The organism is Micromonospora sp. NPDC048830 (assembly GCF_043198215.1).
GTDB lineage: Bacteria > Actinomycetota > Actinomycetes > Mycobacteriales > Micromonosporaceae > Micromonospora.
Map to the genome: position 1 here is coordinate 10,860 of NZ_JBICUP010000006.1, position 21,867 is coordinate 32,726.

Genomic DNA, 21,867 nt, shown 5'->3' on the forward strand with positions numbered 1-21,867 from the left:
GATGGCAGGCCAGCACGAGGGGTACGCCCTCAGCGTCGACCTCGGTACGTCGAACACGGTGGCGGTGCTGCGCTGGCCTGACGGGCGGACCCGCCCGCTGCTGGTCGACGGTCAGCCCGTGCTTCCCTCCGGCGTCTACGCCGACGCCGACGGCCGGCTGCACGTGGGCCGGGACGCCCGGCGGCTGGCGCAGGCCGACCCGGGCCGGTACGAGCCGAACCCGAAGCGCCGCATCGACGACCCGGTCGTACGGCTGGGCGACCGCGAGTACGTGCTCGCCGACCTGCTGGCCGCGATCCTGCACGTGGTGGGGCAGGCCGCCGTCGCGGCGGTCGGGTTCCTGCCCCCGGCGGTGGTGACCTGCCCGGCGTCCTGGGACGACGCCCAGCGCCAGGTCCTCTTCGACGCGCTGCTGCGGGCGGGCTGGCCGCAGGCCGCGGAGCACACCCTCTCCGGCCCCACCCCGCCCGGCACCCGGCTGCTGCGCGAGCCGGTCGCCGCCGCCCGCTACTACACGCAGGTGCTGCGCCGGCCGGTGCCCGTCGGCGGCTCGATCGCCGTGTTCGACCTCGGTGGCGGCACGCTGGATGTGGCGGTGCTGCGCAACGAGGGCGCGGACCCGTGGGGTGACTCGGGCTTCACGGTGACCGCCGCCGGCGGCGCACCGGACCTGGGCGGCCTGGACCTGGACGCGGCGCTGGTCGGGCGGCTCGGCGAGCTGGTGGCCGGGACGCACCCGGCCGACTGGCAGCGCCTGGACCGACCCGCCGACGCGACACAGTGGCGGGATCGGCACCAGCTCTGGGAGAGCGTCCGCGAGGCCCGGGAGATGCTGTCGCGGGCGACGGTGGCGCCCCTGGTCGTGCCGGGGTCGCAGGCGGTGGTCCGGCTGACCCGGGAGGACCTGGATCGGGTGGCCGCGCCGCTGCTGCGCCGGGCGGTGGAGGAGACCCGGAAGGTCGTCGCCGGCGCCGGCCTCACCCCCGAGCGGTTGGCGGGCCTGTTCCTGGTCGGCGGACCGACCCGGATGCCGCTGGTGGCCCGGCTGCTGCACGCCGAGCTGGGCGTCGCGCCGACCGTGCTGGAGCAGCCTGAGCTGCCCGTGGCCGAGGGGGCGCTCACGGACCTGCCGACGCCCCGCCCGTCCGCCACCCCGCCGCCCGCGCCGATCGCGCCGGCCGGCCCGGGAACGCCGCCGCCACCCACCGGGCCCGCCGGCCCGCCCCCCACCGCGTGGGGCCCGCCCGTCTCCGGGTCCCCGATCTCGGGCCCGCCGATTTCCGGCTCACCCAGCCCCGGTACCCCGGCCACGCCGCCGACCGGAGCGCGGCACCGGCGCGCGCTCTGGATCACCGTCGCCGCGGTCGCCGCCCTCCTCGGGATCGGCGGCGGGGCCGCACTGTGGCTGACCCGGGACCCCTATCCGGCCCTGGAGTTCGACCTCGCCGAGGTCAAGCGCGTCCCGGCCGGCGACGAACGCCCGACGGAGGCGTTCACGGCGGTGCTCGGCAACGCCGGCTACGTGGCGTACCCGCTGCCCGACGACCGCCTGGAGATCGTGGCGGTCGACGCGGAGACCGGCGCGCAGCGGTGGCGGAGGCAGACCGCCCGGCCGGCGGAGCAGTGGGACCGGATCGTCGCCGTGCCCGGCGGCCTGGCGGTGTTCGCCGACGCGATCGGCTCCGACACCCCGCGCGACCTGGAGCTGCGCGACGCCGGCTCCGGGGAGCTGCGGTGGCGGTGGTCGATCGGCGACGACGACGAGGTGATCTTCGGCCGGGACGTGGCGGTGTTGGTGGACCAGGCCGTCGACCGGCTGGTCGGGCTGCGTATGCGCGACGGCACGGAGGCGTGGTCGCGGCCCAACCCGCGGACCGAGTCCGGCGACGGCAGCAGCACCGTGCTGCGGGTGGGCAGCGCGGAGGGGGCGGGCGGCCCGGCGTACGCGAACGGGGCGCCCCGCGACCCCTGGCGGGGCGAGGCGGACCGACTGGTGCAGCTCGGCGCGGACCGCTCGGCCCGGCTGATCGACGTGACCAGCGGCTCGGTCGTGCGCACCTGGACCTCCGTCGCCGACCGCGACGACCTCGTCGCCGCCCGCGACGACCGGCTCTACGTGGTCGACGACTCCGGCGGCCGGTACCGGCTGCTCGGGTACGACCTCACCCGGGTGGGCGAGCCCATGGTGCTGCACACCGCGCCGGACGACCGGCGGCGGGCCGAGACGCTGGTGGCCTGCGGCGAGCACCGGGCGTGCCTGCTGGAGGTGCCGTCCGGCGAGGCGGACCGGACCGAGGTGGTGGCGGCCACCGAGGGCGACAAGGCGAAGCGCTGGCGGGCTCCGGGGGCGAAGGAACTGGTCCCGGTGGGCGAGCACCTGCTCGCCCTGCGGACGTACCCGGAGTCGGCGGCGACGCTGTTCGACCCGGACGGGCGGGCGGTGCTGGCCGACCGCCCCGGGATGGCGGTGCGGCTCGACGGGGGCAACCTGCTCGTCTTCGCCGATCCGCTGAGCGGCAGCGAGGCCGACCGCAGCGTCGCCGGGGTGGCCGTCGACGCCCCCAAGCCGGACGAGCTGGGCGAGCTCATGGACGTCCGCGGCGACTCCTGCTCGTGGAACACCGGCGTGATCCTCTGCGCGGCGCAGAAGGACTTCGTCCTGTACCGCTTCGCGCAGTCGTGACGCCACCCGGGCGGACGCCGAGGGGCACGGCGGGACCCACTGACCCGGTCGCCGGCCCTGGCGCCCGGCGCGGATGAACTCCCCTACGCGGGGTAAGCCGGCGCCGACCGGCGGGAGGACGATCCGGTGTCGCGGCGGACCGCGACGCGACGAGCGGGGGCCGGGCGTGGCCCGGCCCCCGCTCTGCGACCAGCACGGAGCCGGCCCGGCCACGGGCGAGGTCAGCCGCCGGTGACCCAGTTCCAGGCGGACATCACCCACTCGGTCTGCCGCAGGTAGGCCACCCCCAGGCCCACCAGGAAGACCGCCGTCACGAGGTGGGCGCCGCGGGCGCTGCGTCGGATGCGCCCCAACTGCCGCTCCAGGATCACCCGGCCGAGCAGCCGGGACAGCCCGAACAACCCGACGGCGACCAGCAGGCTCAGCACGAACGTGAGCACGGGCGCGCCGAGGTTGCCCCGGCCGGAGATGGCCCAGATGCCCCAGCAGACGAACGCGAAGAGCCCGGCGGCGGCGCTCCACTCGCCGCCGACCCGTAGCTGCCCCAGGTGCCAGCTCAGGGGGCGGCGGGGCTGCGGCGCGTCGGACCAGTGCACCTCGCCGTGCCCGTCCGGGTGGACGGCGGAGAACTGCTCGGTACGCGGGGTGCGCGGCTGCCCCACGGAGGCCACGCCCCGGCGGAAGGCGTCGCGCTGGGGCGGCACCCCGACACCCGGCTGCGGTGGCACCTCCACGGTCCGCTCCGCCCACGGCTGTGTCTGGTCTGCCATCTCGCGCCCCTCCCCCTGACCGGTGCCGGCGTCGGCCCGCCCGCCATGTTCGAGGGTAGCCAGCCGGCAAATCGGTCGCCGACCCCGTACGGGTCGGGGCGGCCACAGGCGACGACGTATCGCCTGCCCCCCGATTCGGGGTGCCCGGTCGGGGCGGGCGCGGCAGTGGCGCGGGCGGTACTGTCGGCTGATGGGGGACGCGGAGCGACGGCGACGCCGGCTGAGGCACCACTCCGACGCCGAGCGGCGGGACGCCGAGGGACCCGACGCCACGACGGCCGGGGTGCACGACCCGGTGGAGCCGCCCCGACGCCGGGGCGGACCCGCCGCCGAGGACAGGGACGGCGAGCGGGGCCTGCGGGGCCTGGTCGGGCCCGGCTCCTCCCAGGTGGGGCCCAGCGCCGCGCTGCGGGCCCGCGACGCCGCCCGACCCACCGCGGAGGACCTGGCGGAGGCGGAGGCCCGGGTGGTGCTCGTCCGGCGCAACTGGGTGCCCCGCGAGGATCTGCCACGCCCCAACCGCTGACCGGCCGGGGCGGTCCGGTGGGCCGCCCCGGCGGGCCCGGTCAGGGCAGCTCGGGCAGTTCCCGGGTCTGCTCGTACGCGGCGACCTGCGCGATCCGGCGGGAGTGCCGCAGATTGCCGGAGAACGGCGTGGCGAGGAACGCCTCCACGATGGCGGTCGCCTCGTCGAGGGTGTGCTGGCGGGCGCCGACGGCCACGACGTTGGCGTCGTTGTGCTCCCGGCCCAGCTGGGCGGTGTCCAGGTTCCAGGCCAGGGCCGCCCGGACCCCGGCGACCTTGTTCGCGGCGATCTGCTCGCCGTTGCCCGAACCGCCGATGACCACCCCGAGGCTGCCCGGGTCAGCCACCACCCGGGCGCCGGTGTGCAGGCAGAACGCCGGGTAGTCGTCGTCCGGGTCGAAGACGTGCGGGCCGACGTCGACCACCTCGTACCCCTGCTTGGCCAGGTGGTTGACCAGGTGCACCTTCAGCTCGAAACCGGCGTGGTCGGATCCCAGGTAGACGCGCATACCGGGCAGTCTGTCAGGCCGTCCTCCGCGACGCCGCGCGGGCGGCGTCGCGGAGGCGGATTCGTCACAGGGTCAGCGGATCTCGGCCGCCACCAGGCCCGCCCGGGCCTTCGGGGTGAACCAGGTGCTCTTGCGCGGCATCTTCTCCCGGGCCAGGTTCACCGCGACGAAGTCGTCCACGGTCACCGGGGCGACCAGCACCGCCAGCTCGGCCCGGCCCGCCTCGACCTCCCCGGTCAGCCAGCTCGCCGGGTAGTCGCCGCCGACGTAGGTGATCCGCTTGTCGCCCGGGTCGAGGCCGAGCGCGTCGCGCAGCAGCACCCGCTCCACCAGCGCGTGGTCGAGGTTCTCCAGCCGGCCACCGTCGACGTGCGGCAGCCGTACGGCGTACCCGCGGTCGGGGAGCCGCAGGTGGACGGTGCCGCCGGCCGCCGGAACCTCGACCGGCCCGTCGATCGGGGTCACCTCGGCGCCCGCGGCGCGGAGCCGGTCGAGCAGCTCGGCCGGGGACACGGTCAGCTCGCTGACCAGCCGGTTGTACGGCTGGATGGCCACGGAGGGCGGGGTGGTGACCACGGCCAGGAAGCGCGGCAGGTGGCCGGTCTGGGCGGCCAGGCTGCGGTGGTTGCCGTCGGCCACCACCAGCTCGCCGCCGCCGGCCAGCGCGGTCAGCTCGTCCTGCCGCGGGCCGGGGCCGACCAGCCAGATCGCGTGGGTGCGCCCGGCCTGGTCGACGTCGGTGGCGGCGGGCGCGCCGGCCGCCTCCGTCGCCGCGGCGAGCGCGGCGTGCAGCTCGTCGCCCCGGCCGGTCTGCAGCAGCAGGACGGGCGAGAGCAGGTGCCCGAGCGCGTCGGCGAGGGCGACCCGCTCCCGCACCTTGGCGATGAAGACGTCCTCGTTGCGGATGACCAGCCCGGGCTCGTCCGCGCTGGTGGAGATCTGGTCGGTGTCGACCATGGCCCACAGCCCGTACGCCGGCTCCTCCCCGGGCGCGGTGATCCGGTACAGGACCACGACCTGCTCGGCCGGCGTGTAGCTGCCGTCGGCCTTGGCCTCGGCCAGCCGGGCCACCGCGTCGGGCAGCGCGTCGAGGAACGACCTGCCGAGGCTCCCGGGTGCCCGGTGCGGCATCTCGATACCGAGGGCACTGTGCGGGTTGGCCTCGATGATCGCGGTGATCTCCGCGTCGTCGGCGAACTCGTCGTAGTTCTGCGCGCCGGTGCCGCCAGTGGTGATCCAGGCCCGGGTGATCGGATGCACGACCGTCATGGCGACGACGCTACCGGCGGGCGGTGGTCCCGCGCGGCTGACCCCGCACCCGTCCACCAGATGAAAGGGCCGCTCGCCAACGCCTGGGATACAGGGGAGCCCCGCTCACTCGTCGCTGCGGTGCCGCCCGCGGGCGACGGCCGCGGCGGCGCGTACCGGGTCCGGCGCAGGCGTGCGTACCGGGATCGTCGCGGCGACCGGGTCGGCGGGCGGGGTCATCCGGGAGCTCGCCACCACCCGGGCCACGCCGACCACGATCGGGGGCGCCAGCAGGTCGACCATCTCGGCCGGCAGCGTCGGCCGTACGGACGGCCAGCGCTCCTCGGACACGGACCAGTACGTCGCGCCGGAGTCCCCGGTCGCCGCCCCGGCGGACGGGTGGTCGGACGTGCGACGGTGCTTGCTCATCGGTCTGCCTCCACGGCTGCCACTACGGCCCGGCGGGGCCACTGGCTGGGACATCCGGTGAAACGAGCCCCTCGCCGCCCCGGTGACGCCGCCCCGGCGCGCCACGTCCGGTCACCCGCCGCCCCCGCCACACTCGGACGGGGACGGCGGCGAGGTGGCGAGAAGGGCATCCTCTCCACCCAGGCATCGGCAGGGGCCCTCAGTCGAAGATGGGGCCCAGCTCGCGGGAGCGCTTGAGCTCGTAGAAGCCGGGGGTCCCGGCCACCAGCAGAACGCCGTCCCAGAGCCGGCCGGCCGCCTCGCCCCTGGGGCGCGGGGTGACCACCGGGCCGAAGAAGGCGACCTTTCCGCCGTCGGGGCCCGGCGCGTGGATGACCGGTGTCCCCACGTCGGTGCCGACCGGCCGCATGCCGGCCTCGTGGCTGGCGCGCAGCGCCTCGTCGTACCCGGTGCTCTCGGCGGCGTCGGCCAGGTCGGGGGCGAGCCCGGCGTCGTTCAGCGCCGCCACGAGCACCTCCCGGCCCACCGGCTCCTTGCCGAGGTGGATCCGGGTGCCCAGCGCCGTGTACAACTCGCGGACGGCGTCCTGACCGTGCTTCTGCTCGACCGCGACGCAGACCCGCACCGGGCCCCAGCCCGTACGCATCAGGTCCTGGTACTTCTCGGGCAGGTCACGCCCCTCGTTGAGCACGGACAGGCTCATCACGTGGAAGCGGACGTCCACGTCCCGGACCTGTTCCACCTCCAGCAGCCAGCGGGAGGTGATCCACGCCCAGGGACAGATCGGGTCGAACCACATGTCGACGGTGACGCGGTCGGTCACGGTGAGGTCCCTTTCGTCACGGGAGCGCCGGAGGGCGGCGCCTTTCCCTGAATCCTCACCCCGGCGCGGATCGACTGATACCCGATTGAGAGCGTGACCTCGACCACCGTGAAGCGTCCTCGCGTGGAAGGATCGGAGCCGACCGGCCGCCACGAGCGGGCGGCGGGCTGACGCCGCGGCGGCGTATGGCGAGAGTGGGATGGAGACGAACAGTGCCGGGAGTGCGCAACCTGACCCAGGTCGAGGCCACCGAGCGGGCCCGCCTGCTTGAGGTGACCGGGTACGACATCAGCCTGGACCTGTCGACCGCCGTCCTGGCGGCCGACGGTCACACCTTCCGGTCCGTGACCGAGGTCCGGTTCCGCTGCACCGAGCCGGGGGCCACGACCTTCATCGAGGCGGCCGCCGAGTCGGTGCGCTCGGCGACGCTGAACGGCGCCCCGGTGGACGTGTCCGGCTGGTCGGCCGAGAAGGGCCTGACCCTGACCGACCTGGCCGCCGAGAACGTCCTCGTGGTGGACGCGGACTTCGCGTACTCCAACAGCGGGCAGGGGCTGCACCGCACCGTCGACCCGGTCGACGGGGAGACCTACCTCTACAGCCAGTTCGAGACGGCGGACGCGCAGCGGGTGTACGCCTGCTTCGACCAGCCCGACCTGAAGAGCGTCTACACCTGGCACGCCACCGTCCCCGACCACTGGCGGGTCGTGTCGAACATGCCGGTCGAGCGCGAGGAACCGGCCGGCGAGGGGCTCAAGACGCTGCACTTCCGCGAGTCGGTACGGATGAGCACGTACATCACCGCGCTCTGCGCCGGGCCGTACCACGAGGTGCGGGACAGCCACGACGGCGTCGACCTGGGGGTGTACTGCCGGGCCTCGATGGCGCAGTACCTGGACTCCGACGACCTGTTCCTCATCACCAAGCAGGGCTTCGACTTCTTCCACGAGCAGTTCGAGGTGCGCTACCCGCTGCCCAAGTACGACCAGCTCTGGGTGCCGGACTTCAACGCCGGCGCGATGGAGAACTTCGGCTGCGTCACGCACGCCGAGTCGCACTACATCTTCCGCTCGCAGGTCACCGACTTCGAGTACGAGCAGCGGGCCAACACGATCCTGCACGAGCTGGCCCACATGTGGTTCGGCGACCTGGTCACCATGCGCTGGTGGAACGACCTGTGGCTGAACGAGTCGTTCGCCGAGTGGGCCAGCCACTGGTGCAACGCCAACGCCACCCGGTTCACCGACGCCTGGACGACGTTCCTGTCGATCCGCAAGAACTGGGGCTACCGGCAGGACCAGCTTTCCTCCACCCACCCGGTCTACTGCGAGATGCCGGACCTGGAGGCGGTCGAGGTCAACTTCGACGGCATCACGTACGCCAAGGGCGCGAGCGTGCTCAAGCAGCTCGTCGCGTACGTCGGCGAGGAGCCGTTCCTGGCCGGGCTGCGGGCGTACTTCGGCAAGCACGCGTGGGGCAACGCCACCTTCGACGACCTGCTGTCCGAGCTGGAGGCCGCCTCGGGCCGGGAACTGCGCAAGTTCGCCGCGCAGTGGCTGGAGACGGCCCAGGTCAACACGCTGCGCCCCGAGGCCGCGATCGGCGCCGACGGCGGCTACGAGCGGGTGGTGGTCCGCCAGGAGGCGCCCGCCGGGCACCCGACGCTGCGTACCCACCGCATCGGCGTGGGCCTGTACGACCTGGTCGACGGCCGGTTGGTCCGCCGGGAACGGATCGAGGCGGACGTGACCGGCGAGCACACCGAGCTGACCGCGCTGCGCGGCGTGCGCGCGGCGGACGTGCTGCTGCTCAACGACGACGACCTGACGTACACCAAGCTGCGGCTGGACGAGCGGTCGATGGCCGCGGTGGTGCAGCACATCGCCGGTTTCGAGTCGTCGCTGGCCCGCGCGCTGTGCTGGACGGCCGCGTGGGACATGCTCCGCGACGCCGAACTGGCGGCCCGGGACTTCGTCGCGCTGGTGCTGGCCGGGCTGCCCGCCGAGTCCGACATCAACCTGGTCACCGCCATCCTGCGGCAGCAGGTGCCCGTCGCCCTCAACCTGTACGCCGACCGGGCCTGGGCGCCGACCGGCTGGGCCGAGGTGGCGCGTACGGCCAGGGCCACCCTCGCCGCCGCCGAGCCGGGCAGCGGGCTGCAGCTGGCGTGGGCGCGGGCGTACGTGTCGGCGGCCCGCTCGGCGGAGGACCTGGCCGCCGTGCGGGGCTGGCTCGACGGCGTCGACGTGCCGGCCGGGCTGGCCATCGACACGGAGCTGCGCTGGTCGATCGTCCAGTCGCTGGTGGCGAACGGAGCCGCCGGCCCGGCCGAGATCGAGGCCGAGCTGGCCGCCGACCGCACGGCCAGCGGCGAGCGGGAGGCCGCGTACGCCCACGCGCTGGTGCCGACGCCGGAGAACAAGGCCGCCGTGTGGGCGCAGCTCACCGGACCCGAGGCGCTGCCGAACTGGCGCAACCGGGCGCTGCTGCAGGGCTTCGGCCCGTCGATGCAGGCCGAGCTGGTCGCCCCGTACCGGGAGCGGTACTTCGCGGTGGTGGACCAGGTGTGGGCGCAGCGGGACAGCGAGCCGGCGCAGGAGTTCGTGCAGCTGGCGTACCCGACGCAGCAGGTCTCGGAGGAGACCGTCGGGATGACCGACGCCTGGCTGGCCGCCGAGGGTCACCCGGCGCCGCTGCGCCGGCTGGTCGCCGAGGGCCGCGACGGCGTCGTCCGCGCGCTGAAGGCGCGCGCGAGGGACGCCCGGGGCGCCTGACCCGGGAGTACGCGGCGCGGGGTCGGCGCGGGCGAAAGCCCGGGCCGACCCCGCGCCGTTATGGTTGCCGAAGGAGGTCGCTCTCGCTACGAGCTGGCAAAGGGCGACCACTACCAACTGCTCGGCACCGTCGGGCCGGACGACGCGGCGCGGGTCACCGAGCCCTGGCCGACGACGCTCGACCCGGGCGCCTGGCCCCGCTGACCGGACGACGACACCCGGCCCGCCGTGGCGAACCGGGTGTCGTGTGGTCGTCCGCTGAGTTCGCTGAAAGGGGGCGCCTTTTCCACCGCGGGCGTTGAGAAGGGGCCCTTCCCTACACCTCAGCCCTTGCCGGCGTGGCTGGCGAGCTGGTCGAGGCCGTTGATGATGCCGCCGGCCAGGTCGCCGCCGCCGAAGGCGGCCACCATGGACAGTGCCGCCAGCCGGGCGTACGTGTCCGGGATGCGCTTGCGGGCGTGCCGGCCGGTAACGATCTCCAGCTGACGCTGGTTGGGCGACACGGCGATCAGCACCGACCGGTCGGGGTCGGCGAGCTGGCGGTGCAGCCGCTGGGCGTGGTCGCGGATCGGCTCGTCGAGCCCGCCGACGTAGACCGAGAAGACCAGCCCGGTCCCCTGGTCGGCCAGGCGGAGCGCCTCGTCGATGCGCAGCAGCTGACGGGTCGAGAACGGCCCGTCGAGCACCTCGGGCGGGGTTTCCGGCCCGGCCTGCTTCTCACCAACGGTCACTTGCGCCTCCGGTTCCACCCGCCGGCGCCTCGACGCCGGCCTTCTCAAGCTTGTGGCTGGTCAACGCCGGCGCCTGCGCGCCGGCGGCCAGCGCGCAGCCGGTCGTGTCGGCCAGCTGCTCCGGGCGGCCGAGGAACCAGACCGGAGCGAAGTCGAAGGGCCGGCCCGGCCGGTAGCGCTTGGCGCCGGTGCCCTTGCCCCGGCTACCGGCGAACGCCAGCGCGGTGATCACCAGCACCGTGGCGGCCGGGATGCCGACGTAGATCAGCAGCGTGTCGGTAACAGACAATCCCAACGCCCCCAGGCGGAAAGAGAGACCAGGAATCCCCGGGTCGAGTGGACGATCATGAGGCCCTCCGCCCGACTCCGCTCGTATTCACGTTAGCGGAGCCGACGGCCCGCCAGATTGCGGGGTGGTGATCCCACCCGTCACTCGCGTGCTCAAGCTGCGCGGCGACGGCGATCAGGGACGCGTCGTCACCGTAGGAACCGGTGAGCAGGACACCGACGGGCAGGCCCTCGGCGGTACGCCCGAGCGGCAGGGAAACGGACGGCTGGCCGGTCACGTTGAACACCGCGCAGTACGGCGAGAACCGGCGCTGCCGGTCGAAGTCACGCTCCGGGTCGCCGTCGGCGGTGAACCACCCGACGGGCGCCTGCGGCGCGGCGAGCGTCGGGCAGAGCAGCAGGTCGCAGCCCGCGGTGCGGCGGGCGGCGAGACGTACCTGCGCCTGGAGCTCACCCAGCGTGCCCATCAGCGCGCCGGCCGAGATCGACGCGCCCCGGGACCGCAGGTACCGGGTCAGCGGCAGCAGCCGGCTCTCCCGCTCGGCCGCGACCGGGGTGAGCGCCAGGACGTACCAGACGGTCTCGAACAGCGGCCACACCTCGGGGCCGAGCGGCGCGGACACCTCGACCACCTCGTGGCCGGCCGCGGCGAGCAGCGCGGCGGCGTGGTCGACGGCGGCGACGCAGTCGGGGTGCACCGGCTCGTCGGCGAGCATCGGGGCGGTGAACCGGCCGACCCGCAGCCGGCCGGGCGCGGCCCGCCGCGCCACGCCCAGGTAGCCGCCGTCGGGCGCGGCCGGCGGCAGGTAGGGCTCGCCGGGCACCGGCACCGCCATCACGTCCAGCAGCGCGGCGACGTCGGCGACGGTACGGCCCAGCGGCCCGTTGATCGGCAGGCCGAACGCCCCGGAGCCGAGCGGCCCGCCGGAGACCACGCCCCGGCTCGGCTTGTAGCCGACCAGGCCGCACAGGGAGGCGGGAATGCGCAGCGACCCGCCGCCGTCGGAGCCCTGGGCCAGCGGCACCAGCCCCGCCGCCACCGCCGCCGCGGCCCCGCCGCTGGACCCGCCCGCCGTGTAGACGAGGTGCCACGGGTTGCGGGCCGGCGGCGCGACCAGCCCCTCGGAGTACAGCGAGCAGCCCAGCTCGGAGGTGGTGGTCTTGCCGAGGCTGACCAGCCCGGCGGCGCGCATCAACCGGACGACGTCGGCGTCGATCGGGGGCACCAGGTCGGCGAAGGCCGCCGAGCCGAACGTGGTGCGCACCCCGGCGGTGAGGGTGAGGTCCTTGATCGCGGTCGGCACGCCGTGCAGCGGGCCGCGCCCCTCGGCGGGCGCCGCGTCGGCGGCCCGCGCCGCGTCGAGGGCCAGCTCCGGGGTGACCGTGACGAACGCCCCCACGGTGTCGGCGAGCGCGTCGACCCGGGCGAGGTGATGCGCGACCAGCTCCACGCTGGACAGTTCGCCCCGCGCGATCGCGGCGGCCTGCTCCAGCGCGGTCAGGTCGTGCGGCTCACCCACCCCGCCATCCTGCCCCGTACGCCGGCTCTGATCACCGTGCGACACGACAGGTGAAGCGGTTACGTGAGGGTGCCAGCCGGCGCCACCCACTCGGATCGAGGGCCGCCCACGTCCTCGATGAGATCGAAGTCGCGGTCGTAATGCAGGACGACGGCAGAGTATTCGGCGGCGGCTGCTGCCACTGTGAGGTCCACCGGACTCGCGGCACGATGGTATCCGCGGGCTGCCAGGGCCAGTTGCAGATCTCGCGCGCGCGTAGCCACCGCCGCCGTGACCGGTAGATCGATCATGAGCTGGGCGCGCCGGGTACGGATCGCTACCGCGTCGCGAAAGTCACGCGCGCTTCGCCCGTCCTCCAGATCGAGCGGGATGCATGTGGCGGCGAGCCCTTCCGTGAGGATCGCCACGATTCGCTTCTTCACGATCGGCTGGCGGAGGCGACCCCACGCGGAGGTGTCTATGAGGTAAAGGCCGGCGGGAGGATTCACGCCGCGTCCTGTCGGCCCTCGGGGGTCTTGTCACTCTCCAGAAGGCCGGTCCAGTCCCGGTCGATCGACAGCAGCTCGTGAATCGCTTCCAGCCGCTCACCACGTTCCGCCACCAGCCGCAGGGCGGCATGGATGGTGTCCTTCTTGCTCTTGGTGCCCAGCTCACGTCGAGCTCGCTCGAGCAGCTCATCATCAAGATCGATAACAGTCTTCACGAGCCAACTATATACTCAACGGCGGCTCGTATACATTGACGCGCCGAGGAAGTGGAGGGCGTTGGCGGACAGCAGCTTGTCGCGCTGCCCGTCGGTGAGGAAGTCGGACCGGCGGACCACGTCGCCGACCGGCCGTTCCCCCAGCGGGTACGGGTAGTCGCTGCCGACCAGCACCCGGTCCTCCCCCATCGTCTCGACCAGCAGCCGCAGCGCCGCCGGGTCGAACACCACGGAGTCGACGCAGAACCGGTCGACGTAGGCGCTGGGCGGGGCGCTGGAGGCACCGCGTACCAGGTCGCCCCGGCGGTGCCAGGCGTTGTCGGCCCGGCCCAGCCAGAACGGGAAGCTGCCCCCGCCATGCGCGAAGCAGATCCGCAGCGAGCGCGGCACCCGGTCGAACACGCCACCGAGGATCAGGGCCAGCACCGACAGATGCGTCTCGGCAGGCATCCCGGTCAGCCAGCGGGCCATCCAGCGGTCCAGCCGGGGGCCGCCCGGCATGTCCCACGGGTGCACGAAGACCGGCGCGCCCACCTCGGCGCAGTGCTGGAGGAACGTGACGATGCCCGCGTCGTCGAGGTCGCGGTCGCCGACGTGGTTGCCGATCTCCACCCCGGCGTGCCCGGCCGCCAGGCAGCGGTCCAGCTCGGCGCAGGCCGCGTCCGGATCCTGCAACGGCACCTGGCAGAACGGCACGAGCCGGCCGGTGCCGCCCGCGGTGACCTCCAGGGTCAGGTCGTTGAAGATGCGGGCCACCTTGACGGCCTGGTCGGCCGGACGGTCGTAGGAGAAGAACACCGGTGTCGGGGAGACCACCTGCACGTCGACGCCGTCGTCGGCCATGTCGGCGAGCCGGACCGCCGGGTCCCAGCACTGCGCCCCCACCGGGCGGAACTCGGTCTCCCCCACCATGATCATGGCGGCCCGCTCCGAGTCGATGCGCAGCCAGGGCCAGCCGGACCCGCCGCACGCCGCGCCGAGGTCCGGCCACCCCTTCGGTACGACGTGCGTGTGCACGTCCACCACCGGATGCCGCGCCTGCCCGGGCAGGCCCCGAACGGGCCCGGCCATCAGCCCTTGCCCGGGTGCAACGCGCCGCACCCGTCACAGGTGCGCGCCTTCTCGTCGGCGTAGAACGCGCCGAAGACCGGGGGCAGGTCGGCGGCGATGTCGCGGACCTGCAACTCCACCTCGTGCACCTTGTGCCCGCACTCCGGGCAGTACCACTGGAACTTCTCCAGCGTGCCCTCCTCGCGGACCCGCTCGACCACCACGCCGATCGAGCCGGGCTCGGGCCGCTGCGGCGAGTGCGGGGTGTTCCGCGGCAGCATCCACATCTGGCCCTCGCGCACGTGCACCGTACGCGGCCCCTCCGGGGTCATCAGGTTGACGTGCATGTTGCCCTTGACCTGGTAGAAGAACTCCTCGTACGGGTCGACGTGGAAGTCGGTGCGCTGGTTCGGCCCGCCGACGACCATGACGATGAAGTCGTCTCCGCCCGGGAACATCTCCTTGTTGCCCACGGGCGGCTTCAGCAGGTGCTGGTTCTCGGCGATCCACCCGGGAAAACTGAACGGCTCGGCGATCTCGCTCACGACTGACCTCCTGTGGGTGCGACGGCCACGGCCTGGATCTCGATCAGCAGGTGCGGGTGCGGCAGTTGGTGCACCGCCACTGTGGTGCGGGTGGGCCCGGTGGCGTCGAAGAACTCGGCCCACACCTCGTTGTAGCCCCCGAAGTCGTTCATGTTGACCAGGTACGTGGTGACCTGTACGAGATCCGACAGGTCGGCGCCGACCGAGCGCAGCAGGTCCCGCACGTTCTCGATCACGGCCCGGGTCTGCACCCGGATGTCCAGGTTGGTCGTGCCCAGTTCGTCCACCTCGACGCCGGCGAACGTGTTGTCGGGGCGGCGGGACGACGTACCGGAGACGAAGACGAACCCACCGGCGACCTTGACGTGCGGAAACGCCCCCCGCGGCACGGCCTTCCCCGCCACGACCCTGGCGCCGTCACCCATGACGACCATCCGGCAGCAACCGGCGGACGGTGGCCACGTCAGGGGTTCCGGGCAGCCCAACCGGCGCAGGGATCACGCCTGACCGCCCGGAGCCGGTTGGGCTGCCCGGAACCCCCACCACGAACCCAGCGCTCATGAGGAAGCCCGTAGGGAAGCGGCGCCGAGCGACTCGACGACGGCCCGCACATGCGCACCAGGAGCCAGCGGCACCGCGGCGGTGGCCGCCCCGGCCAGGAAGACCCAGCCGGAATGCATTCGCACCCCGTGCCGCCCAACCAGGCGCAGCCCCTCGTCGAGCGCCCGACGGGGATCACCGAGGATCGCCGCCGTCGAACCGACCTGGGCCACCCGCCCGTCGACCTCCAGCAGCACGCCGAGGTTGTCCAGCCCGTCGGGCACGGCCGACCACGGCCCGACCACGAACGCCGCCGCCGAGGTGTTGTCGGCGATCACGTCGGGCAGGGAGAACGTGAAGTTGGCGTACCGGGAGTCGATCAGCTCGATCGCCGGGGCGACCGCGCGCACGGCGTCGGTGAAGGAGCCCACCGGCTCGCCCGGCTCGGGCAGCCGGTCCAGCAGGAACGCCACCTCCGGCTCGACCCGGGGGTGGATGTACGCCCCGACGTCCACGGTGCCGCCGTCGGGCACCCGCATGGCGTCGGTGAGCCGGCCCCAGATCACCTCGTCCACCCCGACCTGGGCCATCTTGGCCTTGCTGGTCAGGCCCATCTTCAGCCCGACCAGGCGCTCGCCCCGGCCCAGCCGGCGTTGCACCAGCGCGGCCTGCACGGCGTACGCGCCGTCGACGTCCAGGCCGGTCTCGGCGGCGAGCTGCGGGATCGCGGTGGCCGTGTCGGCGGCCACGCCCAGCCTCTCGGCGATTCCCGCCACGTCCGGCCCGATCACGCTGCCCCCTCCTGAGGACGCCGGCCCGCCGGGTCCAGCGCCAGGTCCACGATCACGTCCTGCTGGCCACTCACTGGGCCTCCCGGGAGAAACACGTCCGCACCGAGCCGAGCCCGGAGATCCGGGCCTCGTACGCCGCGCCGGGCGTCACCGGCACCATCGGCCCGAGCGCGCCGGAGAGCACCACGTCCCCGGCGCGCAGCGGGTCGCCGGCGCGGGCCATCGTGCCGGCGAGCCAGGCCAACGCGTGCAGCGGGTTGCCGAGGCAGGCCGCCCCGGCGCCGACGGAGACGGGCTCCCCGGCGTGTTCCAGGACCATCCCGCACAGCCGCAGGTCCACGTCGGCGAGCCGGCGCGGCGCGGTGCCGAGCACGAACAGCCCGCTGGAGGCGTTGTCGGCGACGGTGTCCACGATGGAGATGTCCCAGCCCGCGACCCGCGAGTCGACGATCTCGATGGCCGGCAGCAGGTGGTCGACCGCCCGGATCACGTCGACGGTGGTGACCCGCTCGTCGGTCAGGTCCGCGCCGAGCACGAAGGCGACCTCCGCCTCCACCCGCGGCTGGAGCAGCCGGCCGAGCGGCACCTCCGCGCCGTCGGCGACGGCCATGGCGTCGGTGAGCACCCCGAAGTCCGGCTCGAAGACGCCCAGGCTCTCCTGCACCGCCCGGGAGGTCAGCCCGATCTTCGCGCCCACCCGGCGCTCGCCCCGGTCGCGCCAGGCCCGCGCCTGGCGCTGCTGCACCTGGTACGCCGAGGCGACGTCCCCCTCGGGCAGCAGCCGCCCGCGCAGCGGCGGGCAGGGCTTCCCGCTCTCCCGGGCCTCGGTCAGCTCGCGTACCGCGCCGTCCAGATCGATCAAGAGAGGTCCACGCAGACGTTGGTGAGTTCGGAGTAGAAGTCGAGGGAGTGCACGCCGCCCTCGCGGCCGATGCCGGACGCCTTCACCCCGCCGAACGGGGTGCGCAGGTCCCGCAGGAACCAGGTGTTGACCCAGACGATGCCGGCGTCCAGCCGGGCGCCGGCCCGGTGCGCCCGGCCGACGTCCCGGGTCCAGACCGTCGCCGCCAGGCCGTACTCGGTGCCGTTGGCCAGCGCGTACGCCTCGTCCTCGGCGTCGAAGGGCGCGACGTGCACCACCGGCCCGAAGATCTCCTCGCGGTTGGTCCGGGCGTCCGGGCCGAGCCCGGTCAGCACGGTCGGCCGCACGTACGCGCCCCCGTCGCGGGCGTCGCCGAAGCGCGGCGTGCCGCCCCCGGCGCGCACCTCGGCACCCTCCGCCCGGGCCAGGTCGTAACAGCCGAGCACCTTGTCCCGGTGCTGGTGCGAGATCAGCGGCATGTTCACCGTGGCCTCGTCGGCCGGCCAGCCGTACGTCAGTCCGTCGGCAGCCTTCGCCAGCCGCTCGACGAACTCGTCGTGGACCGGGCGCTGCACGTAGATCCGCTCGGTGCAGAGGCAGACCTGGCCGCCGTTGGTGAAGCTGGACCGCACCGAGCCGGCGACCGCCGCGTCCAGGTCGGCGTCGGCGAAGACCAGGCCGGCGTTCTTGCCGCCCAGCTCGAAGGAGACGGCCTTCACCCCGTCCGCCGCCGCGCGCATGATGGCGCCGCCGGTGGCCGACTCGCCGGTGAACGTGATCGCGTCCACCCCCGGGTGTCGGGTCAGGAACTCCCCGGCCGAGTCGGGGCCGAAGCCGTGCACCAGGTTGAACACCCCGTCCGGGACGCCGGCGGCGGCCATCACCTCGGCGAGCAGGGTCGCCGAGGCGGGGGTCTCCTCGCTGGGCTTGACCACCACGGCGTTGCCGCAGGCCAGGGCCGGGGCGACCTTCCAGGTCAGCAGCAGCAGCGGCAGGTTCCACGGCACGATGACCGCGACCACGCCGACCGGCTTGCGGACGGCGTAGTTCAGCGCCCGGCCGCCGGCCGGGGTGACCGTGGTGAACGACTCGGTCGGCGCGGTCGCCACGATCTCGGCGAACGCCCGGAAGTTGGCCGCGCCGCGCGGGATGTCCAGCGTGCGGGCCTGGCTGATCGACTTGCCGGTGTCGGCCACCTCGGCGGTGACCAGGTCGTCGAAGCGGCGCTCCAGCTCGTCGGCGACCCGGCGCAGCACCTCGGCGCGCTCCCGCTCCCCCATCCGCCCCCACGGCCCGCGCAGGGCCGCCCGGGCGGCGGCCACCGCGTCGTCCACGGTGGACCGGTCGGCCTCGACGACCTCGAAGACCGGCTCGCCGGTCACCGGGCTGCGCTTGGTGAACCGCCGCCCGGCGGCCACGAACTCCCCGCCGACGAAGTTGCGCAGCAGCCCCGGCCCGCCGGGCGCCCGCCCGGCCAGCAGGCTCGTGTTCCAGTCGACGCTCATCGCCGCCGCCCCCGGGTGACCGCCGCCCCGACCGCCCCGGCCAGCAGCGCCGCCGCTCCCGCGGCCACCGTCCCGAGCGCCCGGTGCTGGCGGCGGACGCGCCGCCGGACGTCGGAGTACGGGGTGGTGGAGAAGGAGACCAGCTCGTACTGGGAGACGTACCGGCCGGGCAGGGCCCGCTCCAGCGCGTGCTCGACCCGCCGCCGGGCCTGGAACACCGGGGAGGCGACCTTGTCCCGCATCTCCACGAAGTTCGCCAGCGCCATCCGGGCGATCGCCTCCGCGTTGGCCTGCCGCCGCGCCTGGAACAGCGGCAGCGCCGCCGCCCAGTCCTCGCCGCGCTCGTCGAGGCAGCGGTCCAGCTCCACCACGTCCTCGAACGCGCAGTTGGCGCCCTGGCCGTAGAACGGGACGATGGCGTGCGCGGCGTCGCCGAGCAGGCAGACCCGGTGCGCCTGCCACGGGGCGCAGCGCACCGTGCCGAGCACGCCGACGGGGTTGTGCTGGTAGTCGTCGACCAGGTTCGGCGCCAGCGGGACGAGGTCCGGGTAGTGGGTGGCGAAGTGCCGCTCGATCGCGGCCGGGCTGGTCAGCGAGGCGAAGCTCGCCGTGCCGTGGGTGGGCCAGAACAGGGTGCAGGTGAAGGAGCGGTCCGGGTTGGGCAGCGCGATCATCATCGAGGTGCCGCGCGGCCAGATGTGCAGCGCCGCCGGGTCGAGTGCGAAGTCGCCGCCGAGCGGCGGGATCGTCAGCTCCTTGTAGCCGTAGTCGAGGAAGTCGAGGCTCTCGCCCAGCACCCCGTACGCGAGCAGCTGCCCGCGCACGGCGGAGCCGGCCCCGTCGGCGCCGAGGACGACCGGCGCGGCGGCCGTGACCTTGCCCTGCGGCGTCTCGAAGGTCATCTCCCCGGTCGCCGGGTCGAGGCCGACCAGCCGGTGGTCGAAGGCGGTCCGCACCCCCGGCAGCGCGTCGGCGGCGCTGAGCAGGGCGTTGTTCAGCGCGCCCCGGCTGATCGAGTTGATCGCCCGGTCCCCGGCGGCGCTGTACGGCTGGAACTGCGGCTCGCCCGCCACGGGGTGGATCATCCGGCCGCGCATCGGCAGCGCGTCGGCCATCACCTGCCCGTCCAGGCCGATCCGGCGCAGCGCGTCGAGCCCCCGCTCGGACAGCGCCAGGTTGATCGAGCGGCCCCGCTCGACCCGGCCGGTGCGCGGGTCCGGCCGCCGCTCGTAGAGCGCGACCCGGTGGCCGCGCCGGGCCAGGAAGCAGGCCAGCAGACAGCCGGCCAGCCCCGCGCCGACCACCGCGATCTCGTCGGGTTCGGTGTTCATGAGTCGGTGCCTGCCAGCGCGTCGGCGACCCGCCAGCAGTCGTGGTACGTCGAGTAGAGCGGCACCGGGGCGAACCGGACGACGTCCGGCTCCCGCGTGTCGGCGATCACGCCGTGCTCGTGCCGCAGCCGCTTGGTCAGCTCGTTGGCGCTGCCCGCGCCGATGCGCACCGAGAGCTGGCAGCCCCGCCGGTCCGGTTCGCGCGGGGTCACCACGGTCAGCGGCCGGTCGGCGGTGACCTCGTCGAGCAGCCGCTCCAGATACCCGGTGAGCCGCACGCTGCGCTCGCGCAGCGCCGGCATTCCCACGGAGTCGAACAGCTCCAGCGACGTCCGCACCGGCCCCATCGCGAAGATGGGCGGGTTGGAGACCTGCCACGCCTCCACGGTGGCCGGTGGCCGGGAGACGGGGGCCATCTCGAACCGGGTACCGGCCTCGGTGCTCCACCAGCCCTCGAAGCGGGGCAGGTCGGCCCGGCCGAGGTGCCGCTCGTGGACGAACGCGCCGGCCAGCGCGCCCGGCCCCGAGTTGAGGTACTTGTACGAACACCAGGCGGCGAAGTCGACGTCCCAGTCGTGCAGCGCCAGCGGCACGTTGCCGGCGGCGTGCGCCAGGTCCCAGCCGACGACCGCCCCGGCGGCCCGGCCGGCGGCCGTGATCGCGGGGATGTCCATAAGCTCGCCGGTGAGGTAGTTGACCCCGCCGAGCAGCACCAGCGCGACGGTGTGTCCCTCGGCGGCGAGGAACTCCACGACGTCGGACGTGCGCAGGGTGTCCTCGCCGGGGCGCGGCCTGAGCCGCACCACCGTGGCGTCCGGGTCCAGGCCGTGGAAGCGGGCCTGGCTGCGCACGGCGTAGCTGTCCGACGGGAAGGCGGTGTCCTCGATGACGATCCGGGTCCGCTCCCCCGCCGGCCGGTAGAAGCCGACCATCAGCAGGTGCAGGTTGACCGTGAGGGAGTTCATCACCACGGCCTCCGCGGGTCGGGCGCCGACCAGCCGGGCGACCGGGCCGGTCAACAGCTCGTGGTACGGCAGCCACGGCCGCGGCGCCTCCAGGTGCCCCTCGACCCCCAGCCGGCGCCACGCGTCCAGGTCGGCCAGCAGCTCGTCGCGGGTGGCCCGGGGCTGCAGCCCGAGGGAGTTCCCGGCCAGGTACGCGGCCTCGGGGTAGCGCCCGCCGTCGGCCGGGGGCACGTGGAACAGGTGCCGGTGCCCGGGGTCGGCGGCGTCGAGTCTCCGCGCTTCTTCTTCGGGGGTGTGCATGTCTCGCTCTCCGCTCACATAGCGGTCCGGGCCGACCACAGCTCCGGGAAGACCACCCGGGCCATGCTGCGCTGCAACCACGCCAGGCCCGCCGAGCCGCCGCTGCCGGCCTTGGCGCCCATGCTGCGCTGCACCGCCTTGAGGTGGTTCCACCGCCAGTCGCCGAACTGCTCGGCCACCTCGGTCAGCGCCTCGCCGAGCAGGCGCAGGTGGTTGTCCGGGCCGCCACCGTCGGCGTAGACGGTCACCCACGCCGCCGCCACGGCCGGGTGCGGCTGGTGCTCCTCGGCGACGTGGCGGTCGAGCACCTCGGCGGGCAGGTCGAAGCCGCAGCGGGCGAGCAGGGCCAGCACGTCGTCCCAGAGGCTGGGGGCGGCCAGGGCGGCGCGCAGTTCGGCGTACACCTCGGTCTGCCGGCGGAACGGCCGGACCAGGGCCGCGTCGCGCAGGCCGAGCAGGAACTCCAGGTGCCGGTACATGGCCGACTGGAAGCCGGAGCCCTCGCCGAGCAGGTTGCGGAACCGGTTGAAGTCGGCCGGGGTCATCCAGCGCAGCCCCTTCCAGGCCGCGTTGAGCCCCTCCAGGTGCAGGGCGGCCCGGCGCAGCGGGGCGAGGGCGTCCCACACCCGGTCGGCGCGCAGGCAGCGCTGCGCCTCGCGCAGCTCGTGGCAGGTCAGCCCGAAGTACAGCTCCATGATCTGGCTGACCATCAGGAAGGACATCTCGCCCGGGTCGTCGCTGAGCGGCTGCTGCAACCGGTGCAGGGTGCTCGCGCGCACATACGTGTCGTAGGGCACCCGCTCGGCGAACTCCAGGGTCGGCTTGCCGCCGTTGCGGGCCGCCTTGGCCGCGCGCTGTTGGGGGGTGACCGGACGCACCGCCGCGGCCAGCGTGGGCGCCCGCAGGTCCGTCTGCTCCACCTGTCGTCTCCGTCCATGTGCCGGTAACGTCATGCTCTCGCGGGTAATACGCCGA

23 protein-coding genes are annotated in these 21,867 nt (G+C 74.2%); 4 read left to right on the forward strand and 19 right to left on the reverse strand.

What is annotated here, in order from left to right; genetic code table 11:
- Position 1: 1 nt before the first annotated feature.
- On the forward strand, positions 2-2,683 hold the full coding sequence (locus tag ACGFIZ_RS07745; protein WP_393416897.1) for an Hsp70 family protein: 2,682 nt from the start codon (positions 2-4) through the stop codon (positions 2,681-2,683).
- Positions 2,684-2,904: 221 nt separating this feature from the next.
- Here the strand turns inward: ACGFIZ_RS07745 and ACGFIZ_RS07750 are convergent, their stop codons facing one another.
- Positions 2,905-3,453 carry a hypothetical protein gene (locus ACGFIZ_RS07750; RefSeq protein WP_393416899.1) on the reverse strand — a complete coding sequence of 183 codons (549 nt, stop codon included), beginning with the start codon at positions 3,451-3,453 and terminating at the stop codon, positions 2,905-2,907.
- A gap of 190 nt (positions 3,454-3,643) precedes the next feature.
- On the opposite strand from ACGFIZ_RS07750, the gene ACGFIZ_RS07755 reads away from it, so the two are divergent.
- On the forward strand, positions 3,644-3,979 hold the full coding sequence (locus ACGFIZ_RS07755; RefSeq protein WP_393416901.1) for a hypothetical protein: 336 nt from the start codon (positions 3,644-3,646) through the stop codon (positions 3,977-3,979).
- A 40-nt stretch (positions 3,980-4,019) separates the two neighbouring features.
- Here ACGFIZ_RS07755 and ACGFIZ_RS07760 read toward each other — a convergent pair whose 3' ends face one another.
- The 4 genes from ACGFIZ_RS07760 to ACGFIZ_RS07775 form a co-directional block, all read right to left on the reverse strand.
- The gene (locus tag ACGFIZ_RS07760; RefSeq protein WP_393416903.1) at positions 4,020-4,487 is read right to left on the reverse strand and encodes a ribose-5-phosphate isomerase; all 468 of its coding nucleotides are present in this window, start codon (positions 4,485-4,487) and stop codon (positions 4,020-4,022) included.
- A 72-nt stretch (positions 4,488-4,559) separates the two neighbouring features.
- Complete coding sequence (locus ACGFIZ_RS07765) at positions 4,560-5,756, reverse strand: DUF1015 family protein (RefSeq protein ID WP_393416905.1); 1,197 nt, start codon at positions 5,754-5,756, stop codon at positions 4,560-4,562.
- 105 nt (positions 5,757-5,861) lie between these two features.
- Positions 5,862-6,164, reverse strand: coding sequence for a hypothetical protein (locus ACGFIZ_RS07770; RefSeq protein ID WP_393416907.1), 303 nt, complete (start codon positions 6,162-6,164; stop codon positions 5,862-5,864).
- Positions 6,165-6,363: 199 nt separating this feature from the next.
- Positions 6,364-6,963: a disulfide bond formation protein DsbA gene (locus ACGFIZ_RS07775; protein ID WP_393417243.1), complete on the reverse strand. Its 600-nt coding sequence runs from the start codon at positions 6,961-6,963 to the stop codon at positions 6,364-6,366.
- 245 nt (positions 6,964-7,208) lie between these two features.
- Between ACGFIZ_RS07775 and pepN the strand changes: the two genes are divergently transcribed.
- Both pepN and ACGFIZ_RS07785 read left to right on the forward strand, forming a co-directional pair.
- Positions 7,209-9,761: an aminopeptidase N gene (gene pepN, locus ACGFIZ_RS07780; RefSeq protein WP_393416909.1), complete on the forward strand. Its 2,553-nt coding sequence runs from the start codon at positions 7,209-7,211 to the stop codon at positions 9,759-9,761.
- A gap of 60 nt (positions 9,762-9,821) precedes the next feature.
- Positions 9,822-9,965, forward strand: coding sequence for a hypothetical protein (locus tag ACGFIZ_RS07785; protein ID WP_393416911.1), 144 nt, complete (start codon positions 9,822-9,824; stop codon positions 9,963-9,965).
- A 119-nt stretch (positions 9,966-10,084) separates the two neighbouring features.
- Here the strand turns inward: ACGFIZ_RS07785 and ACGFIZ_RS07790 are convergent, their stop codons facing one another.
- From ACGFIZ_RS07790 to ACGFIZ_RS07855, 14 genes are all read right to left on the reverse strand, one after another.
- The gene (locus ACGFIZ_RS07790) at positions 10,085-10,492 is read right to left on the reverse strand and encodes a DUF5130 family protein (protein ID WP_393416913.1); all 408 of its coding nucleotides are present in this window, start codon (positions 10,490-10,492) and stop codon (positions 10,085-10,087) included.
- Positions 10,479-10,763 (reverse strand): hypothetical protein, encoded by a 285-nt coding sequence (locus tag ACGFIZ_RS07795; RefSeq protein ID WP_393417245.1) that lies wholly within the window; start codon positions 10,761-10,763, stop codon positions 10,479-10,481. Before ACGFIZ_RS07795 ends, ACGFIZ_RS07790 begins: the two co-directional genes overlap by 14 nt.
- A gap of 73 nt (positions 10,764-10,836) precedes the next feature.
- The gene (locus ACGFIZ_RS07800; RefSeq protein ID WP_393416915.1) at positions 10,837-12,300 is read right to left on the reverse strand and encodes an amidase; all 1,464 of its coding nucleotides are present in this window, start codon (positions 12,298-12,300) and stop codon (positions 10,837-10,839) included.
- A gap of 59 nt (positions 12,301-12,359) precedes the next feature.
- Positions 12,360-12,788 carry a PIN domain-containing protein gene (locus ACGFIZ_RS07805; protein ID WP_393416917.1) on the reverse strand — a complete coding sequence of 143 codons (429 nt, stop codon included), beginning with the start codon at positions 12,786-12,788 and terminating at the stop codon, positions 12,360-12,362.
- Entirely contained in the window at positions 12,785-13,003 is a 219-nt protein-coding gene (locus ACGFIZ_RS07810) for a type II toxin-antitoxin system VapB family antitoxin (protein WP_393416919.1), read from the reverse strand. Before ACGFIZ_RS07810 ends, ACGFIZ_RS07805 begins: the two co-directional genes overlap by 4 nt.
- A gap of 15 nt (positions 13,004-13,018) precedes the next feature.
- Entirely contained in the window at positions 13,019-14,074 is a 1,056-nt protein-coding gene (locus ACGFIZ_RS07815) for an amidohydrolase family protein (RefSeq protein ID WP_393416921.1), read from the reverse strand.
- The gene (locus ACGFIZ_RS07820) at positions 14,074-14,598 is read right to left on the reverse strand and encodes a 3-hydroxyanthranilate 3,4-dioxygenase (RefSeq protein WP_393416923.1); all 525 of its coding nucleotides are present in this window, start codon (positions 14,596-14,598) and stop codon (positions 14,074-14,076) included. The genes ACGFIZ_RS07815 and ACGFIZ_RS07820 overlap by 1 nt, the downstream gene beginning before the upstream one ends.
- Complete coding sequence (locus ACGFIZ_RS07825; RefSeq protein ID WP_347671135.1) at positions 14,595-15,023, reverse strand: RidA family protein; 429 nt, start codon at positions 15,021-15,023, stop codon at positions 14,595-14,597. Before ACGFIZ_RS07825 ends, ACGFIZ_RS07820 begins: the two co-directional genes overlap by 4 nt.
- A gap of 132 nt (positions 15,024-15,155) precedes the next feature.
- Entirely contained in the window at positions 15,156-15,929 is a 774-nt protein-coding gene (locus tag ACGFIZ_RS07830) for a 2-keto-4-pentenoate hydratase (RefSeq protein WP_393416925.1), read from the reverse strand.
- Between the two features lie 70 nt (positions 15,930-15,999).
- On the reverse strand, positions 16,000-16,791 hold the full coding sequence (locus tag ACGFIZ_RS07835; RefSeq protein WP_393416927.1) for a 2-keto-4-pentenoate hydratase: 792 nt from the start codon (positions 16,789-16,791) through the stop codon (positions 16,000-16,002).
- Positions 16,788-18,269, reverse strand: a complete 1,482-nt coding sequence (locus tag ACGFIZ_RS07840) for a 2-hydroxymuconic semialdehyde dehydrogenase (RefSeq protein ID WP_393417247.1) — start codon at positions 18,267-18,269, stop codon at positions 16,788-16,790. Before ACGFIZ_RS07840 ends, ACGFIZ_RS07835 begins: the two co-directional genes overlap by 4 nt.
- A gap of 23 nt (positions 18,270-18,292) precedes the next feature.
- Positions 18,293-19,627, reverse strand: a complete 1,335-nt coding sequence (locus ACGFIZ_RS07845) for an FAD-dependent oxidoreductase (protein WP_393416929.1) — start codon at positions 19,625-19,627, stop codon at positions 18,293-18,295.
- Positions 19,624-20,892, reverse strand: a complete 1,269-nt coding sequence (gene kynU, locus ACGFIZ_RS07850) for a kynureninase (protein WP_393416931.1) — start codon at positions 20,890-20,892, stop codon at positions 19,624-19,626. Before kynU ends, ACGFIZ_RS07845 begins: the two co-directional genes overlap by 4 nt.
- 14 nt (positions 20,893-20,906) lie before the next feature.
- On the reverse strand, positions 20,907-21,812 hold the full coding sequence (locus ACGFIZ_RS07855) for a tryptophan 2,3-dioxygenase (protein WP_393416933.1): 906 nt from the start codon (positions 21,810-21,812) through the stop codon (positions 20,907-20,909).
- Positions 21,813-21,867: the final 55 nt, after the last annotated feature.